This is a genomic window from Kitasatospora sp. NPDC048298, assembly GCF_043201465.1.
GTDB lineage: Bacteria > Actinomycetota > Actinomycetes > Streptomycetales > Streptomycetaceae > Kitasatospora.
In genome coordinates, this window is record NZ_JBICYZ010000006.1 from 244,502 (window position 1) to 258,924 (window position 14,423).

Consider the following 14,423-nt stretch of genomic DNA (forward strand, 5'->3'; position numbering starts at 1 on the left):
TCGGGGGTAGCTTCGGCTGTCCAGAGTCGGCCGGGGGTGAAAAGCCCGTGGGGAACGGCCTGGAGGGGCGTGAAGTGAATCCTTGCTAGCCTTCCGTCGACGCTCGCAGGAGAGGGGGCCCGCCATGGTGGTCCGACGGCCGCCCGGGCGGCGCGCCCAGATCCTGGCCGTGGCCGCCGACCGCTTCCACCGCAGCGGCTACCACCAGGTCTCGATGACCGAGGTCGCCGCCGGCGTCGGGATCACCGCGCCGGCGCTCTACCGGCACTTCCGCGGCAAGCCCGAACTGCTCGACCGGGCCGTCCGCCTGGGCCTGGACGCGCTCGCCGAAGGCCTGCGCGCGGCCCGCACCACCGCCGACCTCGGCACCGCACTGGCCGCCGTCGCGGTCGGCCACCGTCCGCTCGGCACCCTGGTGCAGCGCGACGCCCGGCTGCTGCCGCCGGCCCGGCGGGCGGCGCTGCGCCGTGAACTGCGCGCCGACGTCGCGCTGATGACCGCGGTGCTGCGCGCGGAACGGCCCGAACTGGCCGATGATGACGCCGAGTTGCTCTGCTGGTCGGCGCTCTCGGCCTGCGCCGGGCTGTCCTACCAGTCGGCGGCGCCGCAGCCCCGGCGGGCCGAGGCGCTGCTGCGCGAGATGGTCGCGGCCGTCCTCGCGGTCCCCCTGGACGGCGCGGTCCCCCTGGGCAGTGCGGCCACGGGGTCCGTCGGCGTACCGATGACGCAGCCGGTGACGCGGCCGGCGCCGGAGGCCAGGCCGCGGGCGCGCCGGGAGGAGCTGCTCGCGGCGGCCGTGCGGCTGTTCCACCAGCGCGGCTTCGACAACGTCAGTACCGACCAACTCGGCGCCGCCGTCGGCATATCCGGCCCGAGCGTCTACCGGCACTTCGACAGCAAGGCCGAGCTGCTCGCCGCCTCGCTGGTGCGCAGCCGCGAACGGCTCTGGCACGAGGTGGACGGCGCGATCGTGGCCGCCGCCGGGCCAGGGGCGGCGCTGGAGGCCGGGCTGGGCGCGTACGTCGGCTTCGCGCTGCGCAACGGCGACTACCTGGGCGCGATGCTCAGCGAGACGGAGCGGCTGGCCCCGCCCGACCGTCGGGCCGCGGTGGACTTCCGGCGGGACTTCCTGCGCACCTGGGTCGGACTGCTGCGGCAGGTGCACCCCGGGTACGACGCGGCGACCGCCCGGATCCGGGTGCACGCGCTGTTCGCGCTGGTCAACGACGGGGTGCGGAACCGTCCGCACAGTGCCCGGCCGGACCTCGGGGACTGCCTGCTGCGGCTCGGCCGGGCGGTGCTGGGTGTTCCCGGGGAAGGGGCGCCCTGAGGGGCGAGCGGCGCAGGGGCTAGTGGAGGACGCGGGGGTAGTGGGCCCGCGCGTCGACGCCGCGGTCGGACTGGGCGGTGCCCGCGTTCCCGTCGTCGCCCTGTCGGGGGCCGGCCGTCCCGCCGTTGCTCTGCTGGGCGCCGACGCTCCCGCTGTTGCCCGTCACCGCGAGGCCGTTGTGCTGGTTGCCCGCACCCGAACCGGTGGCCGTCTGCTGGGTGTCGACCACGGTGCCGTGGACGTTGCCGACGATGTTGCCGGAGCCGGCGTTGCCCACCACGCTGCCGCCGGAGTGGTCGGCCGGGCCGGCGCCGTTGCCGGCGTGCGCGGTGGCGGCACCGAATCCGACGAGGAGGAAGGCGCCGAGGACGGTGACGGCGGCGGCTGCGCGAATACGGGACACGGTGGTCTCCCTGGCGAGAAGTGCGAATCGTGGCGCCGCCCGCAGTGGCCGCCCCGGGCGCCGTGGCCTGGCGTCGTCCGTTCGGCATTCACCAGTGATGTGGACGAACTCCACCGAACGGGTGGCGAATCCCCCGATGGTGGCGGGGCGGTCAATTCAAAATTGACCGCATTCCGTCATTTCGCCATTCCGCCAGGAAGGAGCCGAGGAGAAAGAAATGGTCGACGGATAGTCGCACTGGCACACTGAGGACCCATGTCTGATGGTGCCCCGCCCGAGCCCACCCCCGACGAGGAGCTGCGGACGACCGAGGTCGATCTCGGCGGCCTGGTGAACGTCCTCGCCACCCACCTCTACTCCACCCCGCTGGTCGCCCTGCGCGAACTCGTCCAGAACGCCCACGACTCGCACACCCGCCGGCTCCTGGAGGACCCGGACGGCGACCACCGCCCGCTGATCCGGGTGCGTGCCGACGCCGCCCGGCGCACCGTCGCCATCGAGGACACCGGCGCCGGCCTCACCGAACCCGAGATCCACTCCTACCTGGCCACCGTCGGCACCGGCTACACCCGGATGCTGCGCGAACTGACCGGGAACCAGGAGCTGATCGGCGCCTTCGGCCTGGGCTTCCTCTCCGCCTTCTCGGTCGCCGACGAGGTCACCGTCACCACCACCTCGCACCGCGAACCGTGGCTCGGCCACCGCTACCGCAGCCGCGGCGGCGAGCAGTACCAGGTCGAGCCGGTGCCCGCCCGGCCCCACCCGGGCACGGTGGTCGAGCTGGCGCTCAAGCCCGAGCACGGCCACCTCGCCGACGAGGACGTCCTGCGCGACGTGCTCGGCCGCTACTGCGTGCTGCTGTCGATCCCGGTGTACGTCGGCGCGGACGAGCGGCCGGTCAACTCCGTCGAGGTGCCCTGGCGGCAGCAGGCCCTCCCGTCGCCCACCGCCACCCTCGGCCGAGACGCTTCGCGCCGCCCCTCCGACGGCGACCAGTACACCGCCCGGATGCGCTTCGCCGCCGCGTTCGGCCGCCGCTTCGAGCCGCTCACCGCCTTCCCGGTCCAGCCGGTCGAGGGCGTGACCGACGCGGTCGGCCTGCTCTGGGTCCAGGACGGCGGCAGCTACGGCACCAGCGACAACCGCGACCTCGCCGTCTACCTGCGCGGCATGCTGCTCGCCGAGGACGCCCGCGACCTGCTGCCCCGCTGGGCCGGGTTCGTCGGCGGCGTGGTCGAGTCCAACCGGCTCACCCCCACCGCCAGCCGTGAGGACCTCCAGCGCGACGAGCACTACCACGCGCTCCGGAAGGTCCTCGCCGACGCCATCGTGGACGGCCTCTACGAGACCGCCCGGCTGCGGCCCGCCGCGTGGCGCCGCATCCTCACCCGGCACGGCACCGACCTGCTCGGTGCCGCGCTCTGCGACGAGCGGCTGTTCACCCTGCTCGCCGACGACGTCCCGGTGCCCACCTCCCAGGGCGACCTCACGGCCGGCGCGCTGCGCGCGGCGGGCGGCGGCGCGGTGCACCTCGCGATCGGCAGCGGCGGCGGCTTCGAGGAGATGCTGTACCGGGCGATGCGGGTGCCGATCGCGCGCGGCGACCGCTACGCCGTCCGGCCGTTCCTGCACCGCTACGCCGAGCTGCGCGGCTGCCGGGTGGTCGAGCTGGGCAGCGAGAAGGGCGACCGCGAGCTGTTCCGCGACCCGGAGCACCCGCTGCCGCAGCACGAGGCGGCCTGGCTGGCGGGCGCCCTCGCCGACCCGGGCGAGCAGCTCGTCCCGGCCCGCTTCGACCCGCCCGGCCTGCCGCTGGTGCTGGTGCCGGACCGCGAGGCCGAGCTGAAGGCCAGGATCGAGGACGACCAGGCGGACGCCCGGATCCCGTCCGCCGCCCTGCGGCTGGCCCGCGCCTTCACCGCCCGCACCGACGGCCAGGTCCGGGCCCGGCTGTACCTCAACCTGGACAGTCCGGCGGTCCACGACCTGCTCGCCGCCTACCGCGCCGGGCACACCGGCAGCGCGACGGCGGCCGGGCTGCTCCGCTCGATCAAGGTGATCATGGCCGCGGCCTCGTCCGGTCCGTCCGAGGGCGACCTCACCACCGCGCTGAGCGGCATCGGCACGGCGGTGTCCGCCCTGACCGCCGCCGTCCCGGCCGGTCTGCCGGAGGTCCCGGACAGCCCCGGCGTCCTCTCGGAGGAGCCGTGACGGACGGACTGTCAGTGGGGTGCGGTAGACAACTCATCAGCACGACGCAGGGGGAACGGGTATGACCACCGACATCTGGGCCTGGGTGCGCGACACCCACCGGCAGCTCGCCGAGGCCGGCCACCACCGGCTGGCCGACGCCATCGTCGAGCTGCCCGAGCACGCCACCGAGGGGCGCAACGAGCAGCTGGACGCGCTCTACCCGGAGGCGGTGGCCGCCGCCCGGGCGCTCGGCCTGCCCTGGGTCGAGGTCTACCTGCGGCACTGGCGGATGCAGAACCTGCTGAACAAGCGCCAACAGGGCGAGGCGGTGCTGCCCGAGGCGGTCGACCTGCTGGACTTCGCGCACCGGGAGGAGACGGCGGGCTGCCCGCAGTCCGTCTGCGTGGTGCAGGACTTCGCGATCTGCCACGCCCGGGTCGACGGACCGGGGTACGTGGCCGAGCGCCTCGTCGTGGTCGGCGAGACGCTCGGCCGGATCGAGCCCGACCGGGCCTGCTACGACTGCCTCTCCCGCGAGTACTCCGACGCCCTGGAGGACGACGGCCGGGCGGGCGAGGCGCTGGACCACCTGGACTCCGCGGCCAACCGGATGCGGGCGGCCGGCCAGTTGGTCTCGCTCCGCTTCCACCAGGCCCGGGCCGGCACCCTGCACCTGCTGGGCCGGCACGAGGAGGTGCTGGAGCTGCTGGACACCGCCGAGCGGGCCGAGCAGGCGCGGGGGCGCCGGCTGGACGAGCGCGACCAGCGCTGGGGCGCCCTGCTGCGGGCCCGCGCCTTCGCCTCGCTCGGCCGCACCGAGGAGGCGCTCGCCCTGCTGCCCGAGCGGGCCGAGGCCGAGCGCCACGCCGACCTGCGCCCCGCCTGGACGCAGACGGTCGAGCTGCTGGTCGCGGCCGGAGCGCGGGAGAACGACGCCGAGCTGGGCGCCGTCCTGGCCGGCTGGGTCGGCTACCTGGACGGCGTCGGCGCGCACCGCCCGTGCGTGGACCTGCTGCTGGCGGCGGGTCGGCTCGCGCTCGCCCGGGGCGCCCGCACGGTGGCGCTGACGCTCGCCGCGACGGGGGAGCGTAAGCTCACCCGGTTGCGCCGCACCGACGGCGTGTCGGAGCAGGTCGCGGCCCTGCGCGCGGCCGCCGAGGCACTGCCGGAGCCCGAGCTGCCGGTCCCGCCGGGCGAGCTGACGGCGCACCTGGCCGAGACCGGGGTGCCCTACGAGACCGGCGCCGACCTGCTCTCCGTCGCCCTGGACCGGTACCGGGGTGAGCAGGCCGGCGCCACCGAACTGGCGGTGCTCCTGGCCACCGTGCTGGGCGGCCTCGGCCACGCCCGGGCCGCGGCCGAGCTGCTGTGGCGGTACGTGGAGCAGGACGCGGCGGACCGCGAGCTGACCGGTGCGCTCGGCGAGATGCTGATCGAGGCCGGGGACGCCGAGGGCATCCGCCGCCTCGCCGACCGGGTGTCCGTCACCGCCCCCGCCGACGGGCACTGGATACGCGCCCGCTGGGCCGCCACCGAGGGCCGCTGGGCCGAGGCGCTGGAGCGGTGCCTGGTGATCCTGGCCCTGGACGACGAGGTGATCAACACCCGCCGCCTCGCCGCCCACGCCGCCACCGAGCTGGGGGACCACGCCACCGCGCAGCGGATGTACCTGGAGCTGCTGGAGCGCGCGGCGCCGGCCGACGGCGCCGCCGAGGAGGAGGGCCACCGGCAGGTCCAGGAGCCGGACCTGTGGCACCTGATCACCGCGGCCACCGCCAACCGCGACTGGGCCGTGGTCCGCTCCACCGGCGCGCTGCTCGACATCGAGTTCGACGAGCCCGAGGGCCCGGTGGACGAGGAGTGGCAGCTCGTCACCATCCGCGCCACCCGGACCAACGGTGCCACGTCCGACCTGCCCGCGCTCCGGACGGGCCCGGCCACCGCCCGCATCCTGCCGGTGCTCGGCGACGACCTCACGCTCAACCACGGCGACGTGGTGGTCTTCGCCCCGGCCCTGCTGGAGCGCCCGCCGGCCGAGGACGCGCCCGAGGAGGAGCGGCGGCACTGGCGCCCGGTGTTCGAGCTGCTCACCCTGCTCGACCCGGCCGGGTACACCACGCACTGGATCGACGGCGCCTGGCCCGGGGACGAGCGGTGGTCGGCCCTGCGCGAGGAACTGCACGACGCCGGGTACGCGGTCTGGGTGTACAGCGGGGACCAGTACCGGATCACCGACCCGGCGGACGGCGGCGACACCCTGCCCGGCGTCTACGCGGCCCTCGGCGTGCCGCCGACCGCCTCGGCCGCCGAGGCCGACGCCCTGCTGCTGCGGCTGACCGACGGCCTGGCGCACCCGCTCGCCTGGCCGGTGCTGGCCAAGGCGGCCGGCGCGGACCTCGCCCGGCACGAGGAGACGGTCGAGCGCTACGGGCTCTGACCGCCCCCGACCACGCGGCCCCGGCGGGCCGGCCCTCCCGGGCCCCCGCCGGGGCCGCGCGCTTTCCGTCCGCGTCCCGTCCGCGTTCCCGGCCCGGGAACCATCCGGCCCCGCGCCGAGTCTTTGTCAATGCTTTACTGTTTCATTGCCAAGACTCGACCCTTCCGGAGTGCCGCACCGTGACCAGCCTCGCCCTCGGCCCGTCCTGGCTCGATCCGACCACCCTGATCTCCACCTTCGGCCTGATCGGCATCCTGGCCATCGTCTTCGCCGAGTCCGGTCTGCTGATCGGCTTCTTCCTGCCGGGTGACTCGCTGCTGTTCACCACCGGCCTGCTGGTGGCCGGCGGCACCTACCTGCACCAGCCGCTCTGGTTGGTCTGCGCGCTGGTCGTGGTTGCCGCGGTGGCCGGGGACCAGGTCGGCTACCTCTTCGGCCGCAAGGTCGGCCCGAGCCTCTTCCGCCGCCCCGACTCCCGGGTCTTCAAGCAGGAGAACGTCGAGAAGGCCGCGGCCTTCTTCGACCGGCACGGACCCAAGGCGATCGTGCTGGCCCGCTTCGTGCCGATCGTGCGTACCTTCACCCCGATCGTCGCGGGGGTGAGCAGGATGAACTACCGCAGCTTCGTGGTGTTCAACGTGCTCGGCGGGGTGCTGTGGGGCGGCGGCGTCACCGTGCTCGGCTACTTCCTCGGCCAGATCCCGTTCGTCCGGGACAACATCGAGGCCATCCTGGTCGGCATCGTGCTGGTCTCGGTGATCCCGGTGGCGATCGAGCTGCTGCGGGCGCGCCGCTCCGGCGCGGAGCGGGCCGCCCACCACCGCGCCGGGTAGGCGTCCGCCGCTCCGGCCACGGGACGCCGCGTACATGTGCGTCGAGCTGTTCGATCAGGCAAGGTGTAACCCGAGATCGAGCGGCGGCAGACGGCCGCCAGGGGTGGCGAGGAGCGGAAGTGCCTAAGCGGGGCCGACCGGGAGCGGGCAAGCGGGCGAGGGGAGGCCGGGCGGTCCGACAGGCGCGGCAGGCACCCCCGACGCCGGTGCACCCCGCCGACGCCCCGCCGACCGAGGGCCTGCTCGGCCACGCCGCCCCGCCGGTCGAGCCCACCACCGTCGTCCCGCTCGCCCCGCCCGTCCCGGAGACCAAGGGACTGCTGGCCCCCGAGCCCGCGTCGGTGCCCGCGTCGGCGGCCCGCCCCGAGACCGGGCGGGCCGAGGCCGGACGGACCGAGGCCGAGCGCCCGGTCCGCCGCCGCTCGGTCGCCGAGGACACCCTCACCCCCGAGGAGTGGCGGGCGGCCGGCTACACCCCGCCCACCGGCATCCCCATTCCGGAGCTGACCGCCGGCGCTCCCGGCGAGGCGCCCTGGCCGGACCGGATGCGCACCCTGCTGCGTACCCCGATGTCCGAGCGGCCCGCCTTCGAGCGCACCGCCCGCGAGATGCACCCCTCCTCGGCCGTCACCCGCAACGTCCCGCGCATCCTCGACCTCACGCTGCGCATCGGCGAGCTGCTGCTGGCCAGCGGCGAGGCCGCCGAGGACGTCGAGGCGGCCATGCTCGGCATCGCGCACGCCTACCGGCTGGACCGCTGCGAGCCGCAGGTCACCTTCACCCTGATCGGCATCTCGTACCAGCCCTCGCTGGTCGAGCCGCCGGTCACCGCCGACCGCGTGGTGCGCCGCCGCACCTCCGACTACACCCGGCTCGACGCGGTGTACGAGCTGGTCGCGGACATCACCGCGGAGAAGGTGACGGTCAACGACGCCTACCGCCGGCTCGCGGTGATCCGCCGCAACCGGCACCCGTACCCGGCCTGGTTCCTCGCCCTGACCACCGGCCTGCTGGCCGGCGCGGCGACCTTCCTGGTCGGCGGGAAGATGGACGACAAGGGCTGGCTGGTGTTCGCGAGCGCCTTCGTCGCGGCCGTCCTCGGCGACCGGCTGGCCTCCGCGCTGGCCAAGCGCCGGCTGCCGGAGTTCTACCAGTTCGTGGCGGCCGCGATGCCGGCCGCCGCCTCCGGGATCATCCTCTCGTTCAACGACTGGGGCCTGCGCGGCTCGGTCGTGATCACCGGCGGCCTGTTCGCCCTGCTGCCCGGGCGCGCCCTGGTCGCCGCCGTGCAGGACGGCCTGACCGGTTTCTACATCACCGCCGCCGCCCGCCTGCTGGAAGTGGTCTACCTGGTCGCGGGCATCGTGATCGGCGTGATGGTGATCCTCTACCTGGGCGTCGGCTTCGAGGCGAACCTGCGCCCGGACGAGAGCCTGGTGGGCGTCAACTACCCGCCGGTCCAGATGGTCGCGGCGATGGTGCTGACCCTGGCCTTCGCGACACTGCTCCAGACCGACCGTCGCACCCTGGCCCTGGTCACCGTCAACAGCGGCATCGGCTGGGCCAGCTACGGCGCGCTGGTGTACAACGCGGGCGTCAACCCGATCGCGGCGACCGGCGTGGCGGCCGGCCTGGTCGGCCTCTTCGGCCAGCTGATGGCGCGCTACCGCAACGGTTCGGCGCTGCCGTACGTGACCGCCGCGATCGGCCCGCTGATGCCCGGTTCGGCGCTCTACCTCGGGATGCTCGCCTTCGCCCAGGGCCACTCCAGCGCCGGCCTGGTGTCGGTCTTCCGGGCGGCGGCGATCGCGATGGCGCTGGCGGTCGGGGTGAACCTGGGCGGGGAGATCGCCCGGCTGTTCATGAAGCTGCCGGTCGGTGCCGAACTCCCGTCGCTCTACCCGGCCATGCCGCGCCGGGCGGCCAAGCGCACCCGAGGATTCTGACCGGACGTCGGCCGGTGTTGGGGGCGAGTTGGGCCCCGGGCCACGTCACGGCAGGCAGGACGCAGGACCAGGAACGAAGGTAAGACCCATGACGACACTGCTGGACGGCTACCGCGAGCACATCGTCGCCGCGCACAAGCAACCGCTGTTCCTGCTGTTGGTCGGATTCATCACCTCCTTCGTCTGCATCCGGTTCAGCGTCCGGATGATCCGCGCCCAGGTGAGCTGGTGGCCGGGCAACGTGACCCCGGGCGGCCTGCACATCCACCACATGGTGTTCGGCCTGGGCTTCCTGCTGCTCGGCGGCATCGGGGTGTTCGCCACCTACGGCGGGCACCCGTGGATCGACTGGTTCGGGCTGGCCTTCGGCATCGGCTGCGGCCTGGTGCTGGACGAGTTCGCGCTGATCCTGCACCTGGACGACGTGTACTGGAGCGAGCAGGGCCGCAAGTCGGTGGACGCGGTGATCTTCGGCATCCTGTTCACCTCCCTGCTGCTGGTCGGGTACGTGCCGCTGGGCGTGGTGCCCGGCGAGGAGACCAGGTGGGGCCTGGTCACGATCCTCTCGGTGAACGCGCTGGCCTCGGTGATCACCCTGATCAAGGGGAAGGTGTGGACCGGCCTGCTCGGGATCATGGTCCCCGGTCTGTCCTGGATTGGGGCGATCCGGCTGGCCCGCCCGAGCAGCCCGTGGGCCCGCTGGCGGTACGCCACGCGCCCCCGCCGACGGGCGCGTGCGCTCCGGCGCGAGCGCCTGCTGCACCGGCGCGCGGACCTGGCCCGCACCTGGCTCTTCGACCTGATCGCCGGGGCTCCCGACAAGGTGCCGGCCAACCACCCGGCCGCGCACCGGGTGGCCGAGCGGATGGCCGCCCGGGCCACCGCCCACCTCGACGCGCACGCCGCCCGGGCGCTGGCCCGCCGACAGGCCCGGCTGGCCGACCGCCGCTCGGCGGCCGCGGCGGGGGCGGGGGACCGGCGCCCGGGTGCGGCGGACCCGGCGCCCGGGGTGGCCGAGGCCGGTCCGGCCCGCTCCCGCCAGGCGCAGCAGCGCCGCCGTACCGTCCGGGCCGGGCGCAGCCGGGCCTTCGTCGTCGCGCCGACCGGGCCGGAGAGCCGGCCCGAGCGGCAGCCCCGGCTGCGGAAGCACACCCGACGGATCGGCAGGTAGCCCGCGGCGTTCCGCGCGCGCCGGCGTGCCGGTGCGACGGCCCGGCGTGCTCGGCTGTTCGCTCGGTTGTCGCGCTCGGCCTGTTCGCTCAGCCAATGCCGAGGTTGGTCAGATCATCTGATAGTCACCCGACCAGCCGAGCATTTTCCAGGTGTGAAGGCCGCCGGAATTGAGAACATGAGCGTCATGTGACCGTTCTGTCACGTGATGGGACGATTCATCGGACCTCCCGCCGCCCCGGCCGCCGTCCGCCCGCGGGCCGTGCACCGTCCGACGCCGTCCCCTCCGGACCCGTCAGAAGGGATGCCGCGTGGCGCGCAGGATCCTGCCGGCCCTCCTGTTGTCCCTCACCGCCCTGCTCGGGCTGCTCCCCGCCGCCCAGGCCGCCCCCGCGGTCCCCGCGGCCCCCGCGCCGACGGTCGGCCGGGCCGCGGACGAGGACCCGTACCCGAGCACCGAGGAGATCGACCGGGCCCGGGCCGAGGCCGAGGGCAAGGCCTCCTCGGCCGCCGCCCTGGAGGCCGCGCTCACCGCCGCCCGGGCCGAGCTGGACCGGGCCGGGCGCGCCGCCGAGCAGGCCGTCGAGGCCTACAACGGCGCCCAGCTCGCGCTCGCCCGGGCCCGCGCCGAGGAGGCGGCCGCCGCGCGGCGCGCCGCCACCGCCGAGACCGAGCGGGCGGCCGCCGCCGATGACGCGGCCCGGCTCGCGGCCGAGACCTACCGGCAGGGCGCGGGCGCCGAACTCTCCGCGCTCAACGCGCTGCTCGGCTCCCACGGTCCGCGCGAGGCGGGCGACCGCGCCGCCGCGATCGGCCAGGTCAGCGAACGCACCCGACAGATCCTGGACGCCGCCACCTCCACGGCCGCCGCCGCCCGCAGCGCGTCCGCCGCCGCCCGGGCCGCCACCGAGGCCGCCGGGCGGGCCGCCGCGGAGGTCGGCGCGGCCAAGGTCCGGGCGGAACAGCGGCTGGTGGCCCAGCAGGCCGAGGTGACGGCCGCGGCGCAGCGCCGCGAGCAGCTGCTCGTCGAGCTGGCCGCCGCCCGGGACACCACCGTCGAGCTGGAGCGCCAACGCCGCGAGGCCCTGGAGGAGATCGCCGCCCGCGAGGCCGAGGCCGCCTCCCGGGCCGCCGCCGAGCAGGCCGCCCGGGAGGCGGAGGCCGCCCCGGCCGGCACCAGGGCCCAGGTGCCGCCGCCCTCCCGTCCGTGGTCTGCCGAGCGCGCGGCCGCCGCCGTCGCCTTCGCCAGGTCCAAGATCGGCCTGCCCTACGTCTGGGGCGGTGAGGGCCCGGGCGGCTACGACTGCTCCGGGCTGACGATGATGGCCTGGCGCGAGGGCGGCCGGCAGCTCAACCACTTCGCCGCCGACCAGTACGCCCAGAGCACCCCGATCGGCTACCGCCAACTGCGCCCCGGCGACCTGGTCTTCTGGACCGACACCGGGCGCGCCGCCGACATCCACCACGTCGGGCTCTACATCGGCGACGACCAGATGATCGAGGCCCCGCGGGTCGGCATGCCGATCAAGCAGGCCAGCCTCTGGATCATGGGCACCCCGAACTTCTACGCCAGGCCGTAGCGCCTGTCTTCGAACTCGCGTCGGCGGGGCGCCGCCGGGCCCCGCGGCGTCGGGTGCCGCGGCGGCGCGGGACGGTCAGCGGTCGTTCAGGGCGGCGGCCAGCTCCTTGCGGCTGTCGCGCAGCCGCAGGACGGCCCAGCCCCAGGCGGCGGCGAGCGGGAGCGACACCAGCAGGACGGCGACCGCGCCGCCGATCCGGCCGATCATCTCGGAGTCGCAGGCCTCCTGCATGTGGAAGCCGGTCGGCTCGTAGAAGGCCGGCGAGCCGCAGAGCCCGTTGCCGGGGACGAAGACCAGCCAGAGCGCCCAGAGCCAGCCGGCGACGGCCGGCGCGCCGACGAGCTTCGCGGTCGACGACCGGCCCTCGTACTCCTTCAGCTTGCGGAAGTACTCGTCCTCCATGGATTCCCCCGGGATGCGGATCGTCTGTGCCTGAACCGGCACGAGGATGCCAGCCCGGGCCGTCCGGACGCCACTGTCGGTGGGCCGCGCTAGCGTGGCCGCTCGGACCGGCACTGAGGAGGCGTCATGCGGTTGCGGGATGTTCGGGCGGGGGACGTCGAGGCGTACGTCCGGATGCGCTGCGACCCGGTGATGATGGCCGAACTGGGCGGCCCGCTGCCCCGGGATCGGGTGGAGGCGCGGCTGCGCAAGGACCTCTCCCTGGTGGCCGCGGACGCCTCCTGGATCAGGATGATCGTGCCCGACGGCGCCGCGGACGACGAGGCGGTGGGCACGGTCACGCTCTGGTCGGACCAGGAGGACGGCGTGACGGTCTCCGAGATCGGCTGGATGGTGCTGCCCGGGTACCAGGGCCGCGGCCTCGCCAAGGCGGCCGTGCGCCAGGTGCTGGACGCCGCCGCCGAGGACGGCCGCTGGGGCGAGGTGCACGCCAACCCGGGGGCGGGCAACGGGCCGTCCAACGGGATCTGCCGGGCGCTCGGCTTCCGGCTGCTCGGCGAACGGGACCTGGACTTCGCGGACCGCGTCCTGCGCACCAACCACTGGGTGGTGGTGCCGGGTGAGCACCTGGGATCGGGCACGGATTAATTCGGATGCCGCCCCGGGAGGGCCGCCGTACGGTGGCCCGCATGGGCAACAGCATCGATCACGCGGCCGTCGACACCGTGAACGGGATCCTGGTCCGAGCCGTCTCGCAGGACGAGGTGGAGGACTGGGACAAGGCGCTCGCCTTCGGGTTCCTGCGCCCGCACCTGCCCCCGGCGACGGACATCCGCCGCCGGCAGTGGCAGCCGGGCCGGCTGTTGGCCGGTTTCGACGGCGACCGCCAGATCGCCACCTTCCGCAGCTTCGACACCGAACTGACCGTCCCCGGTGGGGCCGTCGTCCAGGCCGACGCCATCACCAACGTCACGGTGAGTGCCACCCACCGCCGCCGCGGCCTGCTCAGCGCGATGATGCGCCGGGACCTCGCGGCCGCCGCCGAGCGCGGCAGGGCGGTCGCCGTCCTGATGGCCGCCGAGTACAACATCTACGGCCGGTTCGGCTTCGGCCCGGCGACGTGGGGCGCGGGCCTGCACGTCAACCTGCGCCGCACCCGGGGCCTGCGCGACGGCCTGCCGGGGGTCCCCGGCGGCCGGATCGACTTCGTGGGCATGACGGAGCTGCGCGAGCTGGGCGCGGACCTGTACGAGCGCTGGCGGCGCACCCAGCCGGGCGCGATCGAGCGCGACGAGCTGTGGTGGCTGCGCACCACCGGCGAGCTCCGGACGCCGGGTGTCGACTTCAAGGAGCCGTTCGCCGCCGTCCACCGGGACGCCGACGGGACGGTCACCGGCCTGGTGCTCTACCGGATCGAGAGCAAGTGGGACGGCGCCTACCCCGACAGCACGCTCGAGGTGGGCGAGTTCATCGCGCTGGACCTGCCCACCGCGGTCGAGCTGTGGCGTTTCGTGCTGTCCGTCGACTGGGTGGGCCGGGTCACGGTGTCCAGGCTCGGCCCGGACGACCCGCTGCCGCTGCTGCTCCAGGAGCCGCGGGCGGCCACCCCGTACGAGGGCAACGGCGACGAGGTGTGGCTGCGGGTGCTGGACGTCGAGGCCGCGTTCGGCGCCCGGACGTACAACACCTCCGGCCGGGTGGTGCTGGAGGTCGACGACAAGCTCGGCTACGCGTCGGGGCGTTGGGCCCTGGAGGTGGCCGAGGACGGCACCGGTCGCTGCGCCAGGAGCGCGGACGACGCCGATCTGGCGCTCGGTGCCTCGGAGTTGGGCTCGCTCTACCTGGGCGGGCAGACCGCGTCCGGGCTGGCCGCGGCCGCCCTGGTCACCGAGCTGCGCCCGGGCGCGGCGGCCGCCGTCGACCTGCTGCTGCGCACCCCGGTCCAGGCTTGGACGCCGACCGAGTTCTGAGCCCCGGGGGGCCGGGGGGGGGGGGGGGGGCCGGGGCGGGCCGGGGGGGGGGGGGGGGGGGGGGGGGGGGTGCGCGGGGGGGGGGGGGGGGGGGGGGGGGGCGCGGGGGGGGGGCCCGGGGGGGGGGGGGGGCCGGGGGGGGGGGGCCCGCGTGCGGTC

General features: G+C 75.2%; 11 protein-coding genes. 9 read left to right on the forward strand and 2 right to left on the reverse strand.

The annotated features are described in order from the left end of the window. Positions 1-124: 124 nt before the first annotated feature. Positions 125-1,330, forward strand: coding sequence for a TetR/AcrR family transcriptional regulator (locus ACGF0D_RS08035; protein WP_392914344.1), 1,206 nt, complete (start codon positions 125-127; stop codon positions 1,328-1,330). 19 nt (positions 1,331-1,349) lie between these two features. Here the strand turns inward: ACGF0D_RS08035 and ACGF0D_RS08040 are convergent, their stop codons facing one another. Next, on the reverse strand, positions 1,350-1,733 hold the full coding sequence (locus ACGF0D_RS08040) for a hypothetical protein (RefSeq protein ID WP_392914345.1): 384 nt from the start codon (positions 1,731-1,733) through the stop codon (positions 1,350-1,352). Positions 1,734-1,988: 255 nt separating this feature from the next. Here ACGF0D_RS08040 and ACGF0D_RS08045 point away from each other — a divergent pair, with 255 nt between their 5' ends. The 6 genes from ACGF0D_RS08045 to ACGF0D_RS08070 all read left to right on the forward strand — a co-directional run bounded on the left by ACGF0D_RS08045 (position 1,989) and on the right by ACGF0D_RS08070 (position 11,892). Continuing rightward, a complete protein-coding gene (locus ACGF0D_RS08045; protein ID WP_392914346.1) occupies positions 1,989-3,944 on the forward strand; it encodes an ATP-binding protein in 1,956 nt (651 codons plus the stop codon). 61 nt (positions 3,945-4,005) lie between these two features. Next, the gene (locus tag ACGF0D_RS08050; RefSeq protein ID WP_392914347.1) at positions 4,006-6,363 is read left to right on the forward strand and encodes a hypothetical protein; all 2,358 of its coding nucleotides are present in this window, start codon (positions 4,006-4,008) and stop codon (positions 6,361-6,363) included. A gap of 179 nt (positions 6,364-6,542) precedes the next feature. Next, the gene (locus tag ACGF0D_RS08055) at positions 6,543-7,196 is read left to right on the forward strand and encodes a DedA family protein (RefSeq protein ID WP_392867963.1); all 654 of its coding nucleotides are present in this window, start codon (positions 6,543-6,545) and stop codon (positions 7,194-7,196) included. A gap of 206 nt (positions 7,197-7,402) precedes the next feature. Continuing rightward, positions 7,403-9,142 carry a threonine/serine exporter family protein gene (locus ACGF0D_RS08060; RefSeq protein ID WP_392867960.1) on the forward strand — a complete coding sequence of 580 codons (1,740 nt, stop codon included), beginning with the start codon at positions 7,403-7,405 and terminating at the stop codon, positions 9,140-9,142. Positions 9,143-9,230: 88 nt separating this feature from the next. After that, positions 9,231-10,313, forward strand: coding sequence for a hypothetical protein (locus tag ACGF0D_RS08065; RefSeq protein WP_392914348.1), 1,083 nt, complete (start codon positions 9,231-9,233; stop codon positions 10,311-10,313). A gap of 310 nt (positions 10,314-10,623) precedes the next feature. Further along, positions 10,624-11,892, forward strand: a complete 1,269-nt coding sequence (locus ACGF0D_RS08070) for a C40 family peptidase (protein ID WP_392914349.1) — start codon at positions 10,624-10,626, stop codon at positions 11,890-11,892. Positions 11,893-11,967: 75 nt separating this feature from the next. On the opposite strand, the gene ACGF0D_RS08075 is transcribed toward ACGF0D_RS08070, so the two are convergent. Beyond that, the gene (locus ACGF0D_RS08075) at positions 11,968-12,294 is read right to left on the reverse strand and encodes a hypothetical protein (RefSeq protein ID WP_392867953.1); all 327 of its coding nucleotides are present in this window, start codon (positions 12,292-12,294) and stop codon (positions 11,968-11,970) included. Between the two features lie 126 nt (positions 12,295-12,420). On the opposite strand from ACGF0D_RS08075, the gene ACGF0D_RS08080 reads away from it, so the two are divergent. Further along, a complete protein-coding gene (locus tag ACGF0D_RS08080; RefSeq protein ID WP_392914350.1) occupies positions 12,421-12,942 on the forward strand; it encodes a GNAT family N-acetyltransferase in 522 nt (173 codons plus the stop codon). 41 nt (positions 12,943-12,983) lie between these two features. Beyond that, complete coding sequence (locus ACGF0D_RS08085) at positions 12,984-14,264, forward strand: GNAT family N-acetyltransferase (RefSeq protein WP_392914351.1); 1,281 nt, start codon at positions 12,984-12,986, stop codon at positions 14,262-14,264. Positions 14,265-14,423 lie beyond the last annotated feature (159 nt).